Here is a 23,165-nt window from a genome sequence, read left to right on the forward strand (position 1 = left end):
AAAGCTGTTGTGGCGGCGGTGTTCTCGGGTTCAGTCGGCGCCGTGATGGTTCTCGGGTCGATCCTGGTGGCCCGGGTGGATCTCGACGCGGCGGCGTGGCGAACGACTGCCGCGGTCGGGGTCTACGCGGCATCGGCGGCGGTCCTCGGGGTCGGCGTCGCGGTGCTGTTGCGACACACCGCAGGCGCGGTCACCGTGCTGCTGCTGTGGCCGTTGCTCGTCGAACCACTGCTGGGCAACCTTCCCGGAAGGGGGCCGCAGATCGGGCCGTACCTGCCGTTCGCCAACGTCTTCGAGTTCCTGGACGTGCAATGGCTGTTTCCCAGCTACGCGATGCACTGGGGCCCGGACGGATCGCTGGGCTACTTCCTCACGGTCGTCGCCGCTGTGTTCGTGACCGCCGTCGTCGCGGTCAATCGCCGTGATGCGTGAGGATTCTTCGCTGATGCGGGGGTAACCCCCGATTCCTGTGGCCGGAGTCCGGCCTAGCCTCGCCGGGTATGTGTGTGAGCGGACTTGGGCCGGGCTACCTGGCCGAGTGGTACCGAGGGGATCTCACCGAAGAGGTCGTCGGCGCCATGGTTTCGGCACTGACCTCGGCAACCGGGCCGACGTCGGAAGCGGGAGCAGCGGTCCGGCTCGTCGCGGTGTTCGCCGTGCCCTCCGACGAAGTGGTCTACGGGTTGTTCACGGCGGCATCGGTACAGGCCATCACCGACGCGTGCGGCAGTGCCTCGATGCCACCCGACCGGCTCACCGGCGACATCGGGGCCTGGGTCGCTAAGGTCGGCCCATGACCTCGGTGGCGATACTCGGTGGGGGCGTCGGCGGTCTGAGCGCAGCGCAGGAACTCGCGCAGCGCGGCTTCGAGGTGACCGTCTACGAGGCCCGGGACGTCTTCGGCGGCAAGGCCCGTTCCATGCCGGTCCCGGGATCGGGGACGGATGGACGCACCGATCTCCCGGCCGAGCACGGGTTCCGGTTCTTCCCCGGCTTCTACCGCCACATCACCGACACGATGAAGAACATCCCCGGTGGCAAGGGAACCGTCTACGACCACCTGACGCCGTGCAGCGAGATCCTGATGGCGCAGGGGGACGGGCGCAGTGAGCTCGTCGCCCCGATCAAGGTTCCCGGTTCGCTCGCCGAGCTCGCCGATGGACTGCGCTTCCTTCGTGACCTGACGTCGCAGGTGGGCATCCCGCTCCACGAGCTGGCCGTCTTCGTCGACCGGATTCTGACGATGATGACGTCGTGTGACGAACGGCGGCTCGCCGAGTTCGAAGCGATGAGCTGGTGGGACTTCGTCGAGGCGGAGCACAAGTCCGATGCCTACAAGAAGTTCCTCGCCACCGGGATGACGCGCACCCTGGTGGCCGCCAAAGCCGAGGAGATGTCCGCACGGACCGGCGGAACCATTCTCTGCCAACTGATCTACGACATGCTGCGCCTCGACGGGCGCCTCGACAACGTCCTCGACGGGCCGACCAGTGAGGTGTGGATCGACCCTTGGCTGGAGCACCTCCAAAGCCTGGGCGTCACCTTGCAGCCCGAGTGCACCGTCGCCGGCATCCACTGCGAAGCGGGTCTCATCACCGGGGTCACCATTGTGGCCCCGGACGGTGACCGCCGCATCGAGGCGGACCACTACATCGCGGCACTACCGGTTGAGAGATTCTGCGACCTCGTGTCGCGGTCGATGCGTTCGGCGGACCCGCGGCTCGGGCTGATCCGCCACCTGGAGTACGACTGGATGAACGGGGTGATGTTCTATTTGGACACCGACGAGCCACTCGAGCACGGCCACGCGATCTTCATCGACTCCGAGTGGGCGCTGACCGCGATCTCACAGAAGCAGTTCTGGCCCGACATCGATCTGACGCAGCGCGGCGACGGCCGGGTCGAGGGCATTCTCTCGGTGGACGTGTCGGCCTGGGACGTGCCCGGCCCGGTGACCGGGAAGGTCGCGTCGGCGTGCACGAAGGAGGAGATCCGGCAGGAGGTCTGGGCTCAGCTGGTCCGGCACATCGATGACGGGCGCCTGGACGAATCGAACGTGCTGTCGTGGTTCCTCGACCCTGCGATCGAGTTCCCCAACCCCGGCAAGGCGACCAACGCCGAACCACTGCTGATCAACGTGAAGTGCTCGTGGGCTCACCGGCCGGACGCGGTCACCGCCATCCCGAACCTGTTCCTGGCCGCCGACTTCGTCCGCACCAAAACCGATCTCGCGACGATGGAGGCGGCCAACGAAGCCGCCCGCGCCGCCGTCAACGGCATCCTCGAAGCCACGGGTTCGCCCCATTCCCGTTGCACGATCCACGATCTCGCCGAGCCCCGGATCCTGTGGCCGTTCCGCCAGCTGGACCGGGTGCTGTTCCGGCTCGGTCGCAAGACCGCCAGACCCCCGTTCCGGCTGACCACCGCAGGCGCACTGAAACCCACGGGTCAATTGGCCCGGGCCGGCCTGGCGGCTCTCCGGGTGCGCGGCAAAGGCGCATTTCTCGCTGAGCCCGGCTCGCACTGAATCCTGAACGCTGCTACCGCATCCGGTCCAGCCGCCGCCCCAATTCGGCCCGGGTCCGGATACCGAGCTTGGAGTACACCCGGCTCAGATTGTGTTCCACCGTCTTGAGGCTGATGAACAACTGCGCGGCGATGTCGCGGTTCCGCAGGCCGGACGCGGCCAGTTCGGCGACGCGCTGCTCGGACGGCGTCAGCGGGGATTCGGCGCTGCGACCGGCGTTGGTACGGGCCAGTTCGGCGCGCACCCGCTGTGCCCACAGCGTCGCCCCCATCGCCTCGAACGCCTCGAGTGCCTCCCGAAGTGTCCTTCCGGCGGCGTCTTTTGCACGTCTGCGCCGCTGCAGCTGACCCAGCAACAGCTGAGATCGGCGGTGCTCGAACGGCATGGGCAGCCGCTCGTGCTCGGCCATCGCCTCCTCGGTCTTGGCGAGCGCCTCGTCGAGAGATCCGTTCGCAGCCAACAGCATTGCCCGGCATCTGGCACCGCTGGCCAGCATCCAGGCGCGGTCCAACCGCCGGCCGTGCGTCTCCAGCAGCGTGATCACGTCCTCGGCGTCGTCCAGTCGGCCGAGGGCCACCATGGCCTCGGCGGCGTCGGGAAGGAACCAGCCGTGCATCAACTCGATACCGGGGACCTGAGGTAAGCGGTCTACCAGGGGCTGCAGCGCCGACGCCGCTACGGCGTAGTCGCCACGCGAGACCTCGAGGAATCCCAGGGTCATCCGCGGCCAGTCGGCCATCCGCGTCGCGCCGGATTCCGCGACCGCCTGCATCACCGCAGCACAGTCCGCGCGGGCGGCGGACTCGTGCCCCTGGTAGGCCGCAACCGCCGCCCGGACGGTCAGTGGGATCACCTCGACGTGGCTGCCGCCGAGTTGTTGCGCACGTTCGACCGCTTCCTGTGCGGAACCCATTGCCTCACTGAGGTTCCCGCTCCACATGTCGATCAGGGCGTGGTAGGCGGCGACTCCCATCATGTTGCGGTCGTCGCCTCGCTGCAGACAGCGTTGACGCACTGCCGACAACTGTCTGCGGGCCACGGCGAGGTCTCCTGTCCACGCTGAGACCATCGCCTGGATGACGCCGGCGCTGAAGGCCGTCGGCACGTCGTCGTCGACACACTCCAGTGCGACCGCACGCGCCAGACTGTCCTCGTCCACGCCGTAACCGTGGATGAACCTGGTGTGTACCCACATCGTCAGCGCCTGCGAGGTCATCGACGGGTCACCGAGTTCCTCGGCCAGCGTCACCGCCCGGCGAGCGGTGCCGACCATCTCCTCCACCCAGCCGGCGGGGTCGGCACCGTCGGAGTGAGATCCCATGCCGCGGGCCAGCGACAGCGACATCAGCGTCTGCACCAGGATCGGCGGCGTGTCGCGGGCGTCCTCGGCAGCACGGTTCAGCAGCGCGATCGCCTCGGTGAAACGGTTGTCGTAGATGTGGACCGCCGCGCGGAGGTTCAGCGCGATTGCGCGCAGCCAGCCCGGACGCAGATCGCCGAGGCACGCATCGAGCAGTGCCTGCGCCCTGGCGGTGTCACCGGCCCGGAAGTGGTCACCGGCGGCGCGGACCCGGCGCACCGGTTTGTCGCCGCCCAGTTGGATCGCCAGCTCCAGCAGCTCGGCGGCGGCCGCGGGGGCTCCCCGTTGCCGTGCGGCATCGGCCGCAGAGTCGAGCGCGCCCAGGGTGGCGTCGTCGGCGGACGTGCCGGCAAGCGCGAGGTGGCGTGCCTTGAGTTCGGGCTGCGTTTCGACGGCGGCGAGCGCACGGTGGATGACCCGGCGGCTGGCGGGGGTGGCGTCGGAGTACACCCCACGCGCCAGCAGCGGATGGGTGAACCTCACCTGGTTCCCGTTGATCGTGATGATCCCGTCGGTCTCGACGGTTTCGAGCAGCTCGACGATGTGGTCGGCGGTGGTGGCGTTGACACGGGCCAGCAGGTCGACGGTGGGTGCGGCTACCGAGGCCACCGCGAGCAACAGATTGCGGACGTCGCCGTCGAGACGCCCGATCCGGGCGCGCACCAGCTCGGCCAGTGTCTGCGGGAGCCCAGGCTCAGGGCTGAGGTTCTGCCCGTCGAGCGCGCGTGCGAGCTCGAGGGCGTAGAACGGGTTGCCGCCGGAGATCTCGCTGATGCGCACCATCGTCGCGCGAGGTAGGGCGTGCCCGAGCCGGGTCAGGATCAGGCCGTGCAGACCGCCGAGACTCAGCGGACGCAACCGGGTCCGGGCGGTCGCCGCTGCGACACCGAGCTGCAGCCACGACGACGTGGTGCCCTGGTCGGGGTCGCAGCGCTCGGTCGCCAAGATGCCGATGGGGCCCCTGAGCCGGCGCGCGACGAAGGCGATCACGGACTTGCTCGACGCATCGAGCCACTGCACGTCGTCGATGGCGATGACGACGGGGGAGCGTTCGGCGAGCTGCTCGACGATGACGCCGAACGCCGCCGCGGTCACCCGCTGATCGGTCGCGGGGCCCTCACCGTCGGCTCTGAGCAGGACCCGGTCCATCGCGAGGCGCTGCAGAACCGGCAACGACTCGATGACCGCGGCGTCGACGTCGGTGAGCAGATCGGCCACCGCCGCGTAGGCGAGCACCGACTCGGCCTGACCGACCCGGGCGCAGAGCACCCGGATCCCTTTCTCGGCGCAGCTCGTAACGGCTTCTGACCACAGGGTCGTCTTGCCGATCCCGGCTTCGCCCTCCAGGACGAGGGCCGCCGGACCTGTGGCGACGGAGTCCAGGAAATCGGCGACCGCCTGCCGCTCGGGTGAACGGGCCCCCGCGCCGGTCGACATCGGAGCATCATGACAGGCAGCAAAAACGGTGACAACCGGGACGACGAACGTTCACCGGTCTGCCACGTCCGACCGGTCGGCCCGGGAGGTACATGGTAAGACGGGCGTATGGACGACACCGCACCCGAAGACTCGGATTGGAGACGTGCGGTCCTGGCCGACTCCGAGGCCGCGTTGGCGCAGCTGTGCGCCACGGTGGAGCAGACCCTCGCCGAACCGGAGCCCCTGGCGGTCCCCGGCGTGAAGGCGCTGCTGACCGCGGTGGTCGGTGCCACGGCGCTGGCCGACAAGCGGACCCACGAGATCATCGCATCGTTGCCGGCGGACGGCAGCCGTGACCACGGCGACGCACCGGACGGGGGCGTCTTGACCCAGTTCGGCGAGGCTGTCCTGGAGCGCTTCCGGCGTTCCGGCGGGCCAGTCGATCGATGACCGGACCGTCCGACCTTCCGAGATGGAAGCTGCCCGAACTCCGTCGCGCGGCATCCGTCGACGACGTCATCGCGAACTTCGATGCCGTCATCGACTGGTCGATCGAAGCCGAGAACGGCATCGGCTACTTCGCAACGGTCTACAAGCGGGCGACCCTGGCCATCCGTGACAAGATCGCCGCCGGCGACTATTTCGACGACAACGCGCGGATGACCCGCTTCGACATCATCTTCGCGCAGCGCTACTTCGATGCGCTCAACGCGTACTTCCATCCCAGCGACTACGAAGCTCCCACCCACGTCTGGCAGTGGTGCTTCGACGGCCACGAGTACGAGGCGCCGGAACAGCCGATCATGCTGCAGCACATGCTCACAGCGGTGAACTCGCACGTGAACCTGGACCTCGGAATCGCCGCGATGATGGCCGCGCAGGACGGTTCCCTGCGCTCGATGAGAGACGACTTCAACCGGATCAACGACCTGCTGGCAAGTGAGGTGACGCTGTTCCTGGACACCCTCGGCGAACTTTCGGGGAGAGTGAAGGTGATCCGCCGGATCCTGTTGTGTGAGGACCGCATCCTCAACCAGGTGTTGCGGGTCTTCCGGGATCTGGCATGGTCGTTCGCCAATCAGCTTGACATGCAGTCCGATCGGCGCCGGGATCACATCGGCGTCCACGACTCCTGGGCCGGCGTGCTCGGCTCGTACTATCTGCACCCCACCGACACCATCAACGGCCTGGTGCGGTGGATCCGCGAGGTGGAGAGCCAGGACATCGCCCACAACATCCGGGTGCTCGATGGCCGCTGACGGGACGACCGACCCACAGACCCTGGTGCTGAGGCTGCCCCACCTCGATGTCACCGCGCTGTCCTGGGGGCCCGCGGACGGCCGGCTGGTGTTGTGCCTGCACGGGTTCCCCGACAGTGCGTGGGGGTGGCGGAGGATGGCGCCGATCCTGGCCGAGCGGGGTCTGCGGGTGGTCGCACCCTTCTCCCGGGGATACGCACCGACCGGGCCCGCTCCTGACGGTGACTACCACATCGGGGCCCTGATGCATGACGCGCTTGCGGTGTATCGGGAACTCGGAGCGCCCGCCGACGCGGTCGTGATCGGTCACGACTGGGGTGCGTTCACCAGCAACGCGCTCGCCGCGTATCCGGAGTCCCCGTTCGCGGTGCACGTCTCGATGGCGGTACCGCCGGTGGGGGCTCTGAACCGGACCCGTGGTGCGGTCGCCCGTCAGCTGAAGATGATGCCGCGCCAGCTGCGCAACAGCTGGTACGTCATGTTCTTCCAGCTGCCCGGACTGCCCGAACGGCTGCTGCCCCGCATCATTCCCAGGCTGTGGCGCGACTGGGGACCGCCCGGCTACCCGACCGAGGCCGAGCGCGACGAGGCACTGGCGGCGCTGCCGGGTCCCGCGCACCGCCGCGCGGCCGTCGGCTACTACCGCGCGCTGGCCCGGCCGGGTCGCCCGGCGCCGCGCTACGCCGAACTGCACAAGTGGCGCTTCGAGATGCCGCGGGTGCCGATCCTGTATCTGCAGGGAGTGCAGGACGGCGCGATGCTGGCCGGATACGCCGAGAACATCAACACGGTGCTGCCGGACCGGAGCCGGGTGCTGACCCTGCCGGGTGCGGGGCACTTCCTGCAGATCGAGCAGCCGCAGGTCGCTGCCGAGGCGGTCCTGGACTTCCTGGACTCGCGCTAACGTGGTGGCGTGACGCGCACTCAACGGACGGTCACGGCTGCGCTGGCCGTCGTGGTCCTCGCGGTCGGCGGCTGCAGCAGGCAGGCCACTCCAGTACCCGCGCCGACCCCGGATCCCGATCCGGCCGCTGCGGTCGAGTTCGCCGACGGACTCCGGGAGAAGGTCGGCGTCGATGCGATGATGGCGCACCTCGGCAGGTTCGCCGAGATCGCCGACGCCCACGGCGGCAACCGCGCGCTCGGCACCCCGGGATATGACGCGAGCCTGGACTATGTCGTCGATGCGCTGCGGGACAAGGGGTTCGACGTGGACACCCCGGAGTTCGAGGTGCGGATCCCGTGGGCCGACGAGCCGGCGCTGACCGTTGCGGGCGACTCCGTGGAAGCCCGGCCGTTGGAGTACACGATCGGCACCGAGCCCGGCGGCGTCACCGGTCCGCTGCTGCCGGCCCGGGTCGAGGACACTCCAGGCTGCACGGCCGATGACTACGACGGGCTGCCCGTCGAAGGTGCGGTGGTGCTCGTCGATCGCGGGTCGTGCCCATTCGGCGCCAAGCAGGCCGTGGCCGCGGAGCGCGGCGCGGTGGCGCTGATCGTCGCCAACAACGAGGACGGCGACCAGATGGGCGGCACCCTCGGGCAGGACACCGAGGTTCGCATCCCGGTTGTCAGCGTCACCAAGGACGGGGGTGCGCAGCTGCGCGGGCAGCCGGGCGCCCCGACGGCGCTCACGCTGAACGCCGGGGTCCGGATAGAACAGACCCGCAACGTGATCGCCCAGACCAGGACAGGTTCGACAGCCGACATCGTCATGGTCGGAGCGCATCTTGACAGCGTGGCCGAGGGGCCCGGGATCAACGACAACGCATCCGGGGTCGCGGCGGTGCTCGAAACCGCGCTGCAGCTGGGAAGTTCACCGCAGATCAACAATGCCGTCCGGTTCGGGTTCTGGGGTGCCGAGGAGTTCGGGCTGCTCGGCTCCAGCAACTATGTCGAGTCGCTGGACGCCGAAGGCCTCAAGGACATCGCGCTGTACCTCAACTTCGACATGATCGGCTCGCCCAACCCCGGGTACTTCACCTATGACGGCGACCAGTCCACCGCGCCCGACCCGCGCGAAGGCAACCCCCGGATCCCCGAGGGCTCTGCGGGAATCGAGCGGACCCTGGTGGATTACCTCGACCGCCAGGGAAAGCCCGGCGAGGACACCTTGTTCAACGGCAGGTCCGACTATGACGCGTTCACCAGATCGGGAGTGCCTGCGGGAGGCCTGTTCTCGGGTGCAGAAGCGGAGAAGTCGGCGCGGCAGGCCGAGATCTGGGGCGGTCAGGCCGACGCGCCCTTCGACCCGAACTACCACAAGGACACCGACACACTGGACAAGATCGACCGGACGGCGATGCAGATCCATGGTGGCGGCGTCGCCTACTCGGTGGGTCTGTACGCCCAGGACCAGCGCGGCCGCAACGGCATTCCGGTGCGCGAGGACCGTACCCGTCATCAGCTCGAAGAGTCATGACGCGGCGGTGGTCAGCGGCCATCGCGATGCTGACGGTCACGGCCGTGGTGTCCTGCGCGTCGGACACCCCCGAAACCGGACCGGCGCTGGGTGCACAACTGGCGGACAAGGTGACCGTCGACGGCGTCCACCGCCATCTGGTGGAGCTGCAGCTGATCGCCGATGCCAACGACGGTAACCGGGCCGACGGTTCACCGGGGCACCAGGCCAGCGTCGACTATGTCGCCGGCCTGCTGCGGGAGAGCGGATTCGACGTGCAGACACCGGAGTTCGAACGGCTCTCCGGATCCCGCGGCGGCGAGCCGGCGCTGACCGTGGGAGGCCCCAAGCACCGGGTCGACCAGGCGTCGCTGCTGATCACCACCCCGCCGGGCGGGTTGCGCGCGCTGACTTTCAGGCCGGCCGAGCCCGCCGGGTGCGAGCAGGACGACTACGACTCGGCGTCGGTCGAGGGCGCCATCGCGGTGGTCGACGACAGCGAGTGCTCGATCGTCGACAAGCAGGACACCGCGCTCGCCGAGGGAGCGGTCGGATTGCTGGTGGTCAGCCGGGCCAACCCGACCAAACCGGTCGGCGCCCCGGCGAGTCTGTTCAGCCCGGGCTATTACAGCAACCTCACTGTTCCGGTCGGCATCATCGACCCGGCTGCGGATGCGGCGCTGCGCCGCACCACCACGCCGGTGACATTGGTGCTCGACAACGAACCGGTGATGACGACGTCGCGGAACGTGGTCGCGCAGACCACCTCCGGCGACACCGGCAACGTCGTGGTCGTCGGCGCGCACCTCGACAGCGTCCGGTCGGGACCGGGCATCAACGACAACGGGTCGGGTGTGGCCGCGGTACTGGAGACCGCACTGCAACTCGGCGCCCGGCCACCGGAAGGCAACGCGGTGCGGTTCGCGTTCTGGGGAGCCGAGGAGATCTCCGCCGACGGCTCCACGGACTACGTCCGCTCGCTGACCGGTGAACAACTCGACGACATCGCGCTCTACCTGAACTTCGACATGGTGGCCTCGCCCAACGCGGGTTACTTCACCGACGACGGTGACCAGTCGTCGGTGACCGGCCCGCAGCTTCGTGAGGTCCCCGAGGGCACGGCCGGCATCGAGCGCATGCTGGCCGGACGCCTCAACCTGGCCGGGGTGCGCCCGGCGGACATGCCACTGGGCAGAAACACCGACTACGCCCCGTTCCTGGCGGCGGGCGTGCCGATCGGCGGCATCACCACCGGGTCGTCACAGCGGAAAACAGAAGTCCAGGAACGGATCTGGGGTGGACAGACAGGGGTGGCCTTCGACCCGAACTATCACACTCCTCGGGACACGATCGACAACATCGACCGCGTGGCGCTGGGGATCACGGCTTCGACCGTCGCGTTCGCGGTCGGCAGTTACGCCCAGACGATCGACGGCGTCAACGGGGTGCCGCCGCGGGATCGGCGCCATCGGCCGGCGTCCTAGCCCCGGGCCGGAAGCCCAGCAGTCGCATTCCGTGGTAGACCAGCAACGCGGCGATGGAACCCAGTGCGATCCCGGTGAAGGTCAGATTGCCTGCCTGCCAGGTGAAGTCGGCGATTCCGATGACTAACGGGATGGCGGCCGTCATCTGGTTGACGGGCTTGGAGAAGTCGACGTGATTGGTCAGCCAGATTCGTACGCCGAGGATGCCGACCAGGCCGTAGAGCACGATGGTGGCGCCGCCGAGCACGCCGGCCGGTACCGCAGAGATCACCGCGCCCACCTTGGGGCACAACGACAACACGATGGCCACCGCCGCGGCGACCCAGTACGCCGCGGTCGAGTAGACGCGGGTCGCGGCCATCACCCCGATGTTCTCGGCGTAGGTCGTCGTCGCCGAACCGCCGCCGAAGCCGGCCAACGTGGTAGCCACCCCGTCGGCGGCGAGTGCCCGGCCCATCAGCGGGTCCATGTCGGTGCGCGTCATCTGGCCGACGGACTTGACGTGGCCGATGTTCTCGGCGATCAGAGCGATCACCGCCAGGTGCACCACCGCGCCGACGAGGATGAGCAGCAGCCCGACCGCGACGATGCCGCCGAGCGCGCTGCCGGTGCCCTGCGCGGCGACCGCGGCGGTGACCGGGGCGATGACCGAGAAGCTCGATCCCAGATAACTCGGTAGTCGATTGCCGGTGATGAGCAGGAACAGGATGGTGCCGACACCGGAGAACAACAGCGTCGTCGCCGGGGGGAACCCGGTGAGCACCGGCACCAGGAACGTGGCGCCGAACATGGCCACCACGTGCTGGGCGCCCAGCCCCAGGGTGCGCGGCCAGCTCAGCCGCTCGTCGGGCGCGACGACGAAGTCGGGATCCGACCGTGAATCAACGGGCTTCCAGGAAAGTCGCACGCCTGCGACTACACACCATCACGCAGCGTGCCGCCAGCCAAGTAGGCGACCATGCCGATCAGCACCACCACCGTCCCCGCCAGCACCGCGGTCACCGGCAGCGTGACCGCCAGCATCAGACAGCCGGCCAGGCCGAGCGCCGGCAGCACCCGGCCCTGCCCCAGCGTGAGGGCCGACGCGTTGGCGATCGCGTAGTAGAGCAGCACCCCGAACGACGAGAAGCCGATGGCGGTGCGGACGTCGACCACCGCCGCGAGCAGCGCGACGGCGATCCCGACTGCCAACTCCGCGCGGTGCGGTGTGCGGTGACGAGGGTGCACGGCTGCCAGCGCATGCGGCAGGTGGCGATCACGGGCCATCGCCAGCGTCGTCCGTGATACGCCGAGCAGCAGCGCCAGCAGAGCGCCGAGCGCACCGACCGCGGCGCCGATGGTGACGACCGGCACCAGCGAAGGGAATCCCGCCGCCCGCACGGCGTCGGCCAGCGGCGCGCTCGCCGAGGCGAGGCCGGCGCTGCCCAGTTCGGCGAGCACCGCGGCGGCGACCAGCACGTAGACCAGCAGGGCGATCCCCAACGCGAGCGGGATGGCACGGGGGATGGTTCTGGCGGGATCACGCACCTCCTCGCCGAGGGTGGCGATGCGGGCGTAGCCGGCGAACGCGAAGAACAGCAGTCCCGCCGCCTGGAGCACGCCGTAGCCGGTGACGTCGGGTCCGACGGCGAGCCTGGCAGGGTCTGCGCCGCCGAAACCGAGGACGACGACCACCACCGTGGCCAGCACCGCCAACACGACAGCCACGATGACCCGGGTGAGCAGGGCGGAACGCTGGATGCCGGCGTACCCGAACGCCGTCAGCGCGACCACCGAGGCGACCGCCACCGCGTGTGCGTACGCCGGCCACACGTAGTACCCCACGGTCAACGCCATCGCCGCACAGGACGCGGTCTTGCCGACCACGAAGCTCCACCCCGCGGTGTGACCCCAGAACGGGCCGAGACGCTCCCGGCCGTAGACGTAGGTGCCCCCGGACTGCGGGTAGCGCGCCGCCAGCCGGGCCGAGGACATCGCGTTGCAGAACGCCACCACCGCGGCGATCGCCAGGCCGACCAGCAGGCCGGTCCCTGCCGAGGCGGCGGCCGGTGCGAGCGCGACGAAGATCCCCGCCCCGATCATCGACCCGAGGCCGAGGATCACGGTGTCGAACGTCCCGAGTCGCCGCTGCAGTTGCGGCCCGTGCGACGAGGTCACCGGGAAAGGGTAAGTCACCCAATCCCAAGTTAACCGCAATTCCCGGGCGGGCCGCGGACTCCGATATCGTGAGCGCCATGGCGCGCACCGCCGGTGATCACGGCATCCGACGTCGGCCGAAGGATCGGAAGGCGCAGATCGCGCGCGCGTCGGCCGAGGCGTTCAGCGAACTGGGCTATCACGGCGTCAGCATGGAGACAATCGCCTCCCGGGTCGGGATCTCGGCCGCGGCGCTGTATCGCCACTACTCGAGCAAGTACGAGCTCTTTCATGGTGCGGTGCTCAACCTGGGTCAGCAACTGGTGGACGGCACCGCGGAGATCGACGTCGACGGCGCGCCACCGCAACAAGTGCTCGACGGTCTGGTGTCGGCGCTCATCGAGACGGCGATGGCGAACCGGGCTGCCGGGGGTCTCTACCGATGGGAGGCCCGCTACCTGCACGACGATGACCAGGCCCTGCTGCTCGGCCAGCTCCGCACGGTGCATCACCGAATCCACCGACCGATGGCGGCGCTTCGTCCCGAGCTCACACCCCGCCAGCTCTCGACACTGTCGACCTCGGTGCTCTCGGTGATCGGCAGCATCGTCGACCACCGGGCCAAGCTGCCGGCGGCCCAGGTGCAGGTTCTGCTGACACAGCTCGTCGGGAAGGTGCTCGTCACAGACCTTCCCGACGCAGGGAAACAGCACGAACCCCATCCGTCGATGAGCCGCGGCACGTCTTCACCTGCCAAATACGAAGCGCTGCTGACCGAGTCGATGAGGCTGTTCAACCTCAGAGGCTATCGCGACACCAGCATGGACGACATAGCCTCAGCGGTCGGCATCCCGACTTCCGGTATCTACAAGTACTTTTCGGGCAAGAGCGACATCCTCGCCGCGGCCTTCCGTCGCGCCTCGGACCGGTTGTCCGCTGAGCTGGCGGAGATCGTGGCCACCGTCGGCGACCCCGAGGAAGCGCTCGCGACGGTGATCGATGCGTACGTGACGCGGTCGTTCGGCCAACCCGAACTCGAAACCGTCTACTACAGCGAGCGGCTGAACATGACGGCAGCCGACCAGCAGATCCTGCGGGATCTTCAGCGGTCGACGGTGCAGACGTGGGTCGAGCTGGTGGTCGCCGTGCGACCGGAATGGACTGCGGGCCAGGCACGTTTCGCGGTGCACGCTGCCATGTCGCTGGTGATCGACCTCGGCCGGCTGGTGCGCTACTCGAACTCGACCGAAGTCAGGACAACTGTGGAACGGCTGGTCGATATGACGCTGCTGGGCCGTTACCGGTTGCGAACCACGTTGCCTGCCATGTAGAGCAGGTAACCGATCAGGGCGGCCACGGCGAACTTGCGGGTCTGCGGTGCCGCCAGACCCAGCCCGACAGCGGTCTCGATGCCACCGTCGATGTACACGTGCCGACGGGTGTCGGTGGGGAACGCCGACTCGGTGAGCCCCTCGAAGAGCTGCGGAGCGACGAAGTGCGCCAGTCCGGTGACAGCCAGCGCCAGCCCGCCAATGGTCGTCACACGCGAATTCTCTTTCGGCACTGTTGCTCCTAGTTGATCTGGTAGTCGGTCAGCGGGAATTCGCCGGCCTCTTTGATCGCCCTGCGGGTGGACATCGGCCGCAGCAGGCTGGGCTCACCGCTGGGGTTGAAGTAGTACGACCGTGCCGATGCGCAGTCGGCGTTGAGGAACATCGACTCGCCGAGCAGATCAGTCATCCGATCCAGGTACCGGCTGTTGGCTTCCTCGGTCACCTCGAACGTGCTGGCGCCGCGGTGCTGCATCTCTGCGAACAGCCGCTCCATGTGCCGCATCTGGTATTCCATCGTGTTGAAGAAGTTCAACCCGAGGAAGGCGTACGGACTGGCCAGCGACAGGTAGTTGGGGAACAGCGGCATCGAGATGCCCTGGTAGGCCTGGAATCTGGTGTCTCGCCACCACTTTCCGAGGTTTCTTCCATTGCGTCCGATGACCTCGATGGCCGGGAAGTTGGCCTCCCACAGGTCGAAGCCGGTGGCCAGCACCAGAGTGTCGACGACGGTCTTGGTGCCGTCGTTGGCGACGATGCCGTCGGCCTCCATCCGGGCGATCCCGGTGTCCTGCAGGTGCACGTGGGGTTTGGTGAAGGTGCGGTAGTAGCTGTTGGAGAACGTGGGCCGCTTGCAGCCGAAGTCGTAGTCCGGGGTGAGCTTGGCCCGGAGCTCCTTGTCACGGATCGTCGCCCACCGCAGTGTCTTGGAAAGGTCGGCCGCGGCGACGTTGAACCGCCCCCGCGTCCGCCAGTAGTGCACGACACCCACCGAGACCACCCATTCGTAGATGGAGTCGGTCACGGCCCGGATGACGCGCTGGGTCTGCGGCACCCGGGCGAAGAGCCGCTTGGCGCGCTCGGAGAAGTGCAGGTCGAACTTCGGCACCACGAAGATCGGGGTCCGCTGGTAGACCGTGAGGTCGGCGGCTTTCTTCGCCAACTCCGGGATGAGCTGCACTGCCGTGGCGCCGGTGCCGATGATTCCGATGCGATCGCCGGCCGGGTCGTAGGAGTCGTCCCACGCCGTGGTGTGCAGGATGCGGCCGTCGAACTCCGTGATGCCCGGGATGTCGGGGACATGCGGTTGCGACAGAAACCCGGTGGCGGTGATCAGGTACCGGGTGGACAGCGTCTGGCCGTCGGCCAGGGCCACCCGCCAGAGCTTGGCCTCCTCGTCCCACCGCGCGCCCTCGACGGTGGTCCTGAACCGCATGTGGCGGCGCACGTCGTACTTGTCGGCGACGTCGTCCGCGTACTGCTTGATCTCGTTTCCGGTGGCGAACAGCCGCGACCAGTTCGGATTCGGCTCGAAAAAGTACGAGTACGTCGTGGTGGGAACGTCGACGGCCAGGCCGGGGTAGTGGTTGACGTACCACGTCCCGCCCAGGTCGTCCTCGCGGTCCAGGATCACGAAGTTCTCGTAACCCTGCCGCTTCAGCTGAATCGCGGCACCGATGCCGGCAAAGCCGGCACCCACGATGACCGCGTCAAAGCGCTCCGAAGTCATGAAGAAACGGTACCCGAGGTATCAGCCCTTTATCGAACCGGTCCGCGGCGGGTCGAGAGTTGCAATGCAGGTCACAGCCCGATCGCCGTCGGCCCAGGTCTCGGCCGAGGGGTAGAGCACGTAGAGCTGTACCCCGTCGTCGGTCGTCGACGTGGGTGCGAACACCGCCAGCTCGGGGGCGCATTTCTCGGCGTAGGTGTCGATGGCCTCCGTGCCGGGGAAGTCCCCGCCGGGCACCGTCAGCAGAGCAAACACCTCGCCGGCATGCGGCTGGTCGCAGCCGACGGTCTGGAGCCGGGTCACGTTGTCACCTTGGGGTATCTCGGCCAGGCACTCACCGACCTTCAGGTCGGTGGCCGTCACATTGCCCTCACTGGTCATCACCATGAAGATCACCGCACCGGTCCCGATGATCATCACCAGCGCGAGCACGATGCCGCCCAGCACCCACCATTTCGTCTTCTTCCGGCGCGGGGGTGCCGGCGGTGGATACCAGCCGGGCTGACCGCCCTGATAGGGAAGTGGCGGAGGGGGCGGCGCGGTCACCGTCTGACAATAGCTCAGCCGAGCAGGCCCAGTGCGGCATCGACGGCCAGAGCAGGCACGTCGAGCTTCTTGGAACCGAGGTCGTGCCGGGCGCCGGTGATCTCGAGGATCCGGGTCTCGGCGGCGACCAGCGCGGCGGCCGGGCGCAGTTCGGTGATGCTGCCGAACGGGTCCGCGGTGCCGTGGGTGAACACCGTCGGCACGGCGATCCGCGGCAGGTGCTCGGTGCGCGGGCGTTCCGGCTTTCCGGGCGGATGCAGAGGGTACGAGAACAGGGTGAGCACGTCGAGGTCGAGGCCGTCGTCGGCGACGGCCATCGAGGTGAGGCGTCCGCCGTAGGAGTGGCCGCCGGCGATCACCGGTCCGTCCACGAGGTCGCGCACCGCTGCCACCGCCTCGAGGATTCCCGCGCGGTCGGCGCCCGACGAACCCGACGGGGGACCTTTCGGGCGGCGCCGCCGGTAGGGCAGGTTGTAGCGCACCGCCAGCCAGCCTCGGCGTGCCCACTGCTCGCAGATCGCCTGCAGAAGAGGTGACTCCCTGCTACCCCCGGCGCCGTGTGTCAAGGCGACCGCGCCCACGGCAGTGCCGGCGGGCTCGTGCACGATCCCGGCGATCCGGTCCATCAGCCGAGCCGGAAGAGTGCGGAGACCGGTCCGTGGCCGTGGCCCAGCGGGTATGCCGCGCGAAGACATTCGGTCACCCAGCGCTTCCCGAACGCGACCGCGTCGGGGACCGGGTAACCGTGCGCGAGGGCGCTGGCGGTCGCGGCCGCCAACGTGTCGCCGGCGCCGTGGTCGTGTCCGGTGTCGATCCGGGGGGAGTCGAACTCGTGGAAGTCGGTGCCGTCGAACAACAGGTCGGGGCTGTGGGCCGAGGACCGCAGGTGACCACCCTTGACCAGCGCCCACTGCGGGCCGAGCGCGTGCAGTTCCCGGGCCGCTGCGCGTTGGCTGGCGTCGTCGACGACCTCGATGCCGGTGAGCAGGCGCACCTCGTCGAGGTTGGGAGTGACCAGCGTGGCGATCGGAAAAAGCTTGTCCTTCAATGAGTTCAGCGCGCTCGGGTGCAGCAGCGGGTCACCGTGCATGGAGGCACACACCGGGTCGACGACCAGCGGTGCACCGGTGTCGAGTGTCCGCCACGCCTCGGCGACGGTGTCGATGATCTCGGAGGACGCCAGCATGCCGGTCTTGGCGGCCTGGACCCCGATGTCGGTGGCCACCTCGGAGATCTGGCCGGCGATGACGTCGACAGGAATCTCGTGGAATCCCTTGACGCCCAGCGAATTCTGCACCGTCACCGCGGTGACCGCGACGAGGCCGTGGATACCGAGAAGCGCGAAGGTCCGCATGTCGGCCTGGATGCCCGCGCCGCCGCCGGAGTCCGAGCCGGCGATCGTCATGACGCGCAGTGGCGTCTGACCCGGGGGGCTCAGCGGCAGGAACTTCACGTCGTCACCACCGGCAGGTAGACCCTGCCGCCGGCCTCGGTGAACTCCCGCGACTTGTCGGCCATCGCGTCCCGGACGTCCTGGGTGATCCGCATCGAGCAGAACTTGGGGCCGCACATCGAGCAGAAGTGGGCGGTCTTGGCCGGTGCCGCGGGCAGTGTCTCATCGTGGAACTCGCGCGCCGTGTCGGGATCCAAGGACAGCGCGAACTGGTCCTGCCAACGGAATTCGAACCGGGCGCGGGAAAGCGCGTCGTCGCGAAGCTGCGCGTGCGGGTGCCCCTTGGCCAGGTCGGCCGAATGGGCGGCGATCTTGTAGGCGATCACTCCGTCCTTGACGTCCTTGCGGTTCGGCAGGCCCAGATGTTCCTTGGGTGTGACGTAGCACAGCATCGCGGTGCCCGCCTGGGCGATGATCGCGGCACCGATGGCCGAGGTGATGTGGTCGTATCCCGGTGCGATGTCGGTGGCCAGCGGTCCGAGGGTGTAGAAGGGCGCCTCCTCGCACAGCTCTTCCTCGAGCCGGACGTTCTCGACGATCTTGTGCATCGGGACATGTCCCGGGCCTTCGATCATCACCTGGACGCCGCGGGATTTCGCGATCCTGGTCAGCTCGCCGAGGGTCTCGAGCTCGGCGAACTGGGCGGCGTCGTTGGCATCGGCGATCGAACCGGGGCGCAGCCCGTCGCCGAGGGAGAACGTCACGTCGTAGCGGGCCAGGATGTCGCACAGCTCTTCGAAGTTGGTGTACAGGAACGACTCCTGGTGATGCGCCAGGCACCACGCCGCCATGATCGAGCCGCCGCGTGACACGATCCCGGTGACCCGGTCGACGGTGAGCGGGATGTGGCGCATCAACACCCCCGCGTGCACGGTCATGTAGTCCACGCCCTGCTCACACTGTTCGATCACCGTGTCGCGGTACAACTCCCACGTCAGCTCGGAGGGGTCGCCGTTGGTCTTCTCCAGCGTCTGGTAGAGCGGAACCGTGCCGACGGGCACCGGCGAGTTACGCAGTATCCACTCCCGCGTGAGGTGGATGTCGCGACCGGTGGACAGATCCATGATGGTGTCGGCGCCCCACCGGGTGGCCCACACCATCTTGTCGACCTCCTCGGCGACAGAGGAAGAGACCGCCGAATTGCCGATGTTGGCATTGATTTTCACTGCGAACGCCTTGCCGATGATCATCGGTTCGGCTTCGGGATGGTTGTGGTTGGCGGGGATGACGGCACGCCCCCGGGCCACCTCGTCACGCACGAGTTCGGCCGGCACGCCCTCCCGCTCGGCGATGAAGGCCATCTCGGCGGTGACCTCGCCGGCCCGGGCCCGCTGAAGCTGCGTGCCGCGGTCGCGCACCACGCCCGGTCGGGCGGGCAGGCCGGCTGTCAGATCGATGACCGCGCTGTCGTCGGTGTAGGGCCCCGAGGTGTCGTAGAGATCCAGATGCTCACCGTTGGTGAGGTTGACCCTTCGAAACGGCACCCGGGCCGAGGGCAGTCCGTCGGGTGACCTGTAGATCTTCGTGCTGTCCGCGATGGGGCCGGTGGTGACGGACGGATCGACAGAGACATCAGGCATGTGCGCTTCTCCCTACGCCGGCATTACCCGGTCAGGTTCGTACGGTCGACGGGCCTACCCGTCCTCTCAGCGCGCTTGGGTGCGTGCTCCCGCGTGTGGACGGTGCCACGCTAGCGCAGCGACCGCGCTCAGGGGAACCGCTGCCCGGAAATTTGTGGGCAGCATGAAGGTGTGACGGAGGGCACAGCGTGGGTATGCCCGTCGGCGTGACGCCTTCAGACCCACGCCCCGCCCCGATTCGCCGACAGTCCCGCGAGTTTGCAGACCGGGCGCGCGAGCAGATGGATTCCAAGCGCGCCGCCCAAGACGGCGGGCTGTCCGGTTGGGTGGCGGAGCGAGCAGGTCAGTGGGAGCTGTCCGGGCAGGACGAGACGACCATGCAGCGCCAGAAGTACCTGTGGAACTTCCTCGTCGACCATTGGTTCCGGATGGAGTTCGACGGATGGGAGAACCTCCCCGAACGTCCGGTGTTGTTGGTGGGCATCCACTCCGGTGCGCCGTTCGTCTGGGACGCGTGGACGGTCGGCGTGCAGTGGTGGCGGAGATTCGGTCAGGATCGTCCGCTGCACGGCACCGCGCACGACGCGCTGATGGCGATCCCGGTCATCGGCCGCTACTTCCGGGCGATGGGCGTGCTGCCCGCCGCGCCGGACTCGATCGCCACCGCGCTCGCCGAGGGTCGCGATGTCGCGCTGTGGCCCGGCGGCGAGGTCGACTCGCTGCGGCCCTGGGGCGAACGGGACCGGGCAGAGCTGGCCGGGCGCCGGGGTTTTGTGAAGATGGCGATCCGGGCGGGTGTGGACATCGTGCCCATCGCCACCGTCGGTGGCGCGGATGCGATGCCGGTGTTGATCCGGGGGGACAAGTTGTCGCGCGCGTTGCAGCTGGACAAGGTGTTGCGACTCAAGGTGTTCCCGCTCGCGGTCTCGCTGCCGTGGGGTATCGCCCCGGCGGCGCTGCCGCAGCTGCCGCTGCCCGCCAAGATCCGCACCCGGTTGATGCCCGTGGTCGAGTTGGACCACGATCCCGACCGTGCCACCGACGACGACTACGTCGACAGCAAGTACCGCGAAGTGCACGACGCGATTCAGCGAGGCATGGATGCACTCGCGCGCAAGCGGGCGCTACCGCTGTTCGGGTAGCACGTCCACCAGGACAGGGGCGTGATCGCTGGGCTGTTTGCCTTTGCGTTCGTCCCGCACGATCTCGGCGTGGGTGACCCGCTCGGCCAGCGTGGGCGAGCCCAGGATGAAGTCGATGCGCATGCCGCGGTTCTTCGGGAAGCGCAGCTGGGTGTAGTCCCAGTACGTGTAGACAGCGGGCCCCGGCGTGAACGGTCGCACCACGTCGCTGAACCCGGCGTCGACGATCGCACCGAAGGCCGCCCGCTCGGCCTCGGTGATGTGGGTGCTGCCCCGGTAAAAGTCGACGTCCCAGACGTCGTCGTCGGTCGGCGCGATGTTCCAGTCACCGACCAGGGCGATCGGTGCCGATGGATCGGCGGTCAGCCACGAGGCGGCCGTCTCCCGGAGTGCGGCAAGCCATTGCAGCTTGTAGACGTAGTGCGCGGAGTCGACGGTGCGACCGTTGGGGATGTAGAGACTCCAGACCCGCACCCCGCCGCAGGTGGCGCCCAGTGCCCTGGCCTCGGCGGCGGCCTCCACGTCGGGCTTGTCACTCCACGTCGGCTGGCCGTCGAAGCCCACCGCGACGTCGTCGATACCGATCCGGGAGGCGATGGCCACGCCGTTCCACTGGTTGAAGCCGCAGTGCACCACGTCGTAGCCCAGTGCGGCGAACGGCATGGTGGGGAACTGCTCGTCGGAGCACTTGGTCTCCTGCATCGCCAGCACGTCGACATCGGCACGGGCCAGCCAGTCGGTGACCCGATCGACCCGGGTGCGGATGGAGTTGACGTTCCAGGTGGCCAGGCGCATGGATAGACCTTACGAGGGAGGCCCTTTCAGTAGATCTTCAGCGCGGACATAACGCGAGCGGTGGTGCACCACGAATCCCATCGACTCGTAGAGCGCCCGCGCCGCGGTGTTGTCGGCGACCACCTGGACGTACGCCCGGGTCGCGCCGTGGTCACGCCCCCAGCCCAGCAGGCCCGCGCACAGCGTTCGCGCCAGGCCCTGCCGCCGCGCCTCGTCGGCCACATGCACTGCCGAAACCCCCACCCACCGGGTGCCGTCCGGCGCCTCGGTCACCACCGCCCGCCCCACTGCTGCGTCGGCGAGTTCGCCGAACACCACCACCCCGTCGACGACCGCGGTGAGCACCTCGTCCGGGACGTCGCGCTGGTTGACCCGTCGCCAACCCCTGCTGGGGCGGGCGGTCAGCGTCATCTCCGGCACGGCAACGGCACCGTCGAGATCACTTGCCATCACCAGGTTCTCGGCATCCACCGGCACTGCGTCGGGCACTCTGAACAGCCGGTCCGGTGCGGAGATCAGGGCGGGCACGCCGCGGGCCGCGTACCAGTCCGCCGCGGCGACGACCTCGGCGTGTGAGGTGAAGCGCAGCGGCACGGCCGAATTCGCCCGCCGGGTGCTGCCGAGCCCGTACCGCAACAGCCACCCGCCCAGCCAGTGCTGTTCGACGCCGGGCCAGCCGAGCGCCGCGGCGTGCTCGAGATTGCGGATCCCGCCCGTACGCACCGGGATCTCCGGCACCACCCGGACGGCCAGAACGTCGGCGACCGCGACGTCGATGACGTCACCGTGTCGGTTTCGCACCCGCACGGTCGTGCCGACGTCCACCAGATGGCCGACCACATCGGTGTGCGGCGGCACCGCTCCGGCCGGCAGCCGGTACCGCAGGCTGACGCGGGTCCCGGGAGCGGGCAGGTCCACCACCGGTCAGTGGCCGAACGGGTCGGGGTCTTCGCCGGGCATCCAGGACAGCCCGGGCACACCCCAGCCGTGGGACTTGACCGCGCGTTTGGCGCTGCGGGCGTGGCGTCCGACCAGGCGGTCGAGGTAGAGGAAACCGTCGAGGTGGCCGGTCTCGTGCTGCAGCATCCGGGCGAACAGGTCAGTCCCCTCGAGGGTGATCGGCGTGCCTTCGGCATCCAGGCCCGTCACCCGGGCCCACGTCGCCCGGCCCGTCGGGAAGGATTCCCCGGGCACCGACAGGCAGCCTTCGTCGTCGTCTTCGGGGTCCGGCATCGTCTCGGGTACCTCGGAGGTCTCCAGGACCGGGTTGATGATCACCCCGCGGCGGCGCGCCACCTTGCCGCGGGCGTCCGCGCAGTCGAAGACGAAGACCCGCTTGGCGACTCCGATCTGGTTGGCTGCCAGCCCGACTCCGTTGGCGGCGTCCATGGTGTCGTACAGATCGGTGATCAGGTCGGCCAGATCGGCCGGCAGCGAACCGTCGTCGGCGATGGGAACGGCTTCGGTCGCGGTGTGCAGGACGGGATCTCCCACGATGCGGATGGGTACTACGGCCATGCGGAGAGCTTAGGCGGCGACCTTGGTCCGCCGACTCGCGGCGATTGATGACAGCTTCTGTGACCAAGCCGTGATTGAATACGGGCCGAACCATAGCGATGTAATTTTCGAGCGTCGGAAGGGCCCAAAAAGCGAATGGACGGCGCGATCGCGCGGACTGAGAAGTCGGGGGACTCCGCAGACGGCACCGCCCCCACCGATGGGCTGACCCGCCGCGAGCACGACATCCTGGCCTTCGAGCGGCAGTGGTGGAAGTACGCGGGGTCCAAAGAGGACGCCATCAAGGAACTGTTCTCGATGTCGGCCACCAGGTACTACCAGGTGCTCAACGCGCTTGTCGACCGTCCTGAAGCGTTGGCTGCGGACCCGATGCTGGTCAAACGGCTGCGACGGCTGCGCGCCAGCCGGCAGAAGGCCCGAGCCGCCCGCCGGCTCGGGTTCGATGTCCCCTGAGCTCCGGCCGGCCGGCCGGACGGTCTGGATAC

General features: G+C 68.5%; 22 protein-coding genes and 1 pseudogene. 11 read left to right on the forward strand and 12 right to left on the reverse strand.

Annotated features, from left to right (window positions below; translation table 11 throughout):
- From WA944_RS00930 to WA944_RS00940, 3 genes and pseudogenes are all read left to right on the forward strand, one after another.
- A pseudogene (locus tag WA944_RS00930) lies at positions 1–432 on the forward strand (ABC transporter permease); the annotation flags it as partial.
- 68 nt (positions 433–500) lie between these two features.
- Positions 501–797 (forward strand): hypothetical protein, encoded by a 297-nt coding sequence (locus WA944_RS00935; protein ID WP_526373777.1) that lies wholly within the window; start codon positions 501–503, stop codon positions 795–797.
- Positions 794–2,527, forward strand: a complete 1,734-nt coding sequence (locus tag WA944_RS00940) for a hydroxysqualene dehydroxylase (protein WP_526373778.1) — start codon at positions 794–796, stop codon at positions 2,525–2,527. The genes WA944_RS00935 and WA944_RS00940 overlap by 4 nt, the downstream gene beginning before the upstream one ends.
- A 13-nt stretch (positions 2,528–2,540) precedes the next feature.
- On the opposite strand, the gene WA944_RS00945 is transcribed toward WA944_RS00940, so the two are convergent.
- Positions 2,541–5,324, reverse strand: coding sequence for a helix-turn-helix transcriptional regulator (locus tag WA944_RS00945; protein ID WP_526373779.1), 2,784 nt, complete (start codon positions 5,322–5,324; stop codon positions 2,541–2,543).
- A 108-nt stretch (positions 5,325–5,432) separates the two neighbouring features.
- Here WA944_RS00945 and WA944_RS00950 point away from each other — a divergent pair, with 108 nt between their 5' ends.
- Genes WA944_RS00950 through WA944_RS00970 form a run of 5 tightly spaced genes read left to right on the forward strand, consistent with a single transcriptional unit; the run spans position 5,433 to position 10,450 of the window.
- On the forward strand, positions 5,433–5,756 hold the full coding sequence (locus WA944_RS00950; protein ID WP_526373780.1) for a hypothetical protein: 324 nt from the start codon (positions 5,433–5,435) through the stop codon (positions 5,754–5,756).
- Positions 5,753–6,565: a DUF5995 family protein gene (locus WA944_RS00955; protein ID WP_526611159.1), complete on the forward strand. Its 813-nt coding sequence runs from the start codon at positions 5,753–5,755 to the stop codon at positions 6,563–6,565. The genes WA944_RS00950 and WA944_RS00955 overlap by 4 nt, the downstream gene beginning before the upstream one ends.
- On the forward strand, positions 6,555–7,469 hold the full coding sequence (locus WA944_RS00960; protein WP_526646104.1) for an alpha/beta fold hydrolase: 915 nt from the start codon (positions 6,555–6,557) through the stop codon (positions 7,467–7,469). The genes WA944_RS00955 and WA944_RS00960 overlap by 11 nt, the downstream gene beginning before the upstream one ends.
- 9 nt (positions 7,470–7,478) lie before the next feature.
- Positions 7,479–8,987, forward strand: a complete 1,509-nt coding sequence (locus tag WA944_RS00965; protein ID WP_526646106.1) for a M28 family metallopeptidase — start codon at positions 7,479–7,481, stop codon at positions 8,985–8,987.
- Positions 8,984–10,450: a M28 family peptidase gene (locus WA944_RS00970; RefSeq protein ID WP_526610743.1), complete on the forward strand. Its 1,467-nt coding sequence runs from the start codon at positions 8,984–8,986 to the stop codon at positions 10,448–10,450. The genes WA944_RS00965 and WA944_RS00970 overlap by 4 nt, the downstream gene beginning before the upstream one ends.
- On the opposite strand, the gene WA944_RS00975 is transcribed toward WA944_RS00970, so the two are convergent.
- Positions 10,404–11,357, reverse strand: coding sequence for a uracil-xanthine permease family protein (locus tag WA944_RS00975; protein ID WP_526370544.1), 954 nt, complete (start codon positions 11,355–11,357; stop codon positions 10,404–10,406). The two genes, WA944_RS00970 and WA944_RS00975, sit on opposite strands and share 47 nt — an antisense overlap.
- Positions 11,358–11,365: 8 nt before the next feature.
- Positions 11,366–12,607, reverse strand: coding sequence for an amino acid permease (locus tag WA944_RS00980; protein WP_526646108.1), 1,242 nt, complete (start codon positions 12,605–12,607; stop codon positions 11,366–11,368).
- A gap of 77 nt (positions 12,608–12,684) precedes the next feature.
- On the opposite strand from WA944_RS00980, the gene WA944_RS00985 reads away from it, so the two are divergent.
- Complete coding sequence (locus WA944_RS00985; RefSeq protein WP_526369244.1) at positions 12,685–13,917, forward strand: TetR/AcrR family transcriptional regulator; 1,233 nt, start codon at positions 12,685–12,687, stop codon at positions 13,915–13,917.
- On the opposite strand, the gene WA944_RS00990 is transcribed toward WA944_RS00985, so the two are convergent.
- From WA944_RS00990 to thiC, 6 genes are read right to left on the reverse strand one after another with little or no spacing between them, the layout of a single operon-like run.
- Positions 13,884–14,150, reverse strand: a complete 267-nt coding sequence (locus WA944_RS00990) for a DoxX-related protein (RefSeq protein ID WP_526369242.1) — start codon at positions 14,148–14,150, stop codon at positions 13,884–13,886. The genes WA944_RS00985 and WA944_RS00990 overlap by 34 nt on opposite strands.
- Positions 14,151–14,158: 8 nt before the next feature.
- A complete protein-coding gene (locus WA944_RS00995; protein WP_526369240.1) occupies positions 14,159–15,646 on the reverse strand; it encodes a flavin-containing monooxygenase in 1,488 nt (495 codons plus the stop codon).
- A gap of 21 nt (positions 15,647–15,667) precedes the next feature.
- Positions 15,668–16,192 (reverse strand): septum formation family protein, encoded by a 525-nt coding sequence (locus WA944_RS01000; RefSeq protein ID WP_526369238.1) that lies wholly within the window; start codon positions 16,190–16,192, stop codon positions 15,668–15,670.
- Between the two features lie 14 nt (positions 16,193–16,206).
- The gene (locus WA944_RS01005) at positions 16,207–16,818 is read right to left on the reverse strand and encodes an alpha/beta hydrolase family protein (RefSeq protein WP_526369236.1); all 612 of its coding nucleotides are present in this window, start codon (positions 16,816–16,818) and stop codon (positions 16,207–16,209) included.
- Positions 16,818–17,597: a bifunctional hydroxymethylpyrimidine kinase/phosphomethylpyrimidine kinase gene (thiD, locus tag WA944_RS01010; protein WP_526369250.1), complete on the reverse strand. Its 780-nt coding sequence runs from the start codon at positions 17,595–17,597 to the stop codon at positions 16,818–16,820. The genes WA944_RS01005 and thiD overlap by 1 nt, the downstream gene beginning before the upstream one ends.
- A 44-nt stretch (positions 17,598–17,641) precedes the next feature.
- Complete coding sequence (thiC, locus tag WA944_RS01015) at positions 17,642–19,225, reverse strand: phosphomethylpyrimidine synthase ThiC (protein ID WP_526609113.1); 1,584 nt, start codon at positions 19,223–19,225, stop codon at positions 17,642–17,644.
- A 194-nt stretch (positions 19,226–19,419) separates the two neighbouring features.
- Here thiC and WA944_RS01020 point away from each other — a divergent pair, with 194 nt between their 5' ends.
- Positions 19,420–20,367 (forward strand): lysophospholipid acyltransferase family protein, encoded by a 948-nt coding sequence (locus WA944_RS01020; protein WP_526369248.1) that lies wholly within the window; start codon positions 19,420–19,422, stop codon positions 20,365–20,367.
- On the opposite strand, the gene WA944_RS01025 is transcribed toward WA944_RS01020, so the two are convergent.
- Genes WA944_RS01025 through WA944_RS01035 form a run of 3 tightly spaced genes read right to left on the reverse strand, consistent with a single transcriptional unit; the run spans position 20,350 to position 22,680 of the window.
- Positions 20,350–21,162: an exodeoxyribonuclease III gene (locus tag WA944_RS01025; RefSeq protein WP_526369232.1), complete on the reverse strand. Its 813-nt coding sequence runs from the start codon at positions 21,160–21,162 to the stop codon at positions 20,350–20,352. The two genes, WA944_RS01020 and WA944_RS01025, sit on opposite strands and share 18 nt — an antisense overlap.
- Before the next feature lie 9 nt (positions 21,163–21,171).
- Entirely contained in the window at positions 21,172–22,083 is a 912-nt protein-coding gene (locus WA944_RS01030) for an N-acetylglutamate synthase, CG3035 family (RefSeq protein WP_526369230.1), read from the reverse strand.
- A gap of 3 nt (positions 22,084–22,086) precedes the next feature.
- Positions 22,087–22,680 (reverse strand): peptide deformylase, encoded by a 594-nt coding sequence (locus WA944_RS01035; protein ID WP_526369228.1) that lies wholly within the window; start codon positions 22,678–22,680, stop codon positions 22,087–22,089.
- 135 nt (positions 22,681–22,815) lie between these two features.
- Between WA944_RS01035 and napA the strand changes: the two genes are divergently transcribed.
- A complete protein-coding gene (napA, locus tag WA944_RS01040) occupies positions 22,816–23,133 on the forward strand; it encodes a nucleoid-associated protein NapA (protein ID WP_526646110.1) in 318 nt (105 codons plus the stop codon).
- Positions 23,134–23,165: the final 32 nt, after the last annotated feature.

Origin of the sequence: Mycobacterium sp., assembly GCF_049683355.1 — a bacterium.
Classification (GTDB): domain Bacteria; phylum Actinomycetota; class Actinomycetes; order Mycobacteriales; family Mycobacteriaceae; genus Mycobacterium.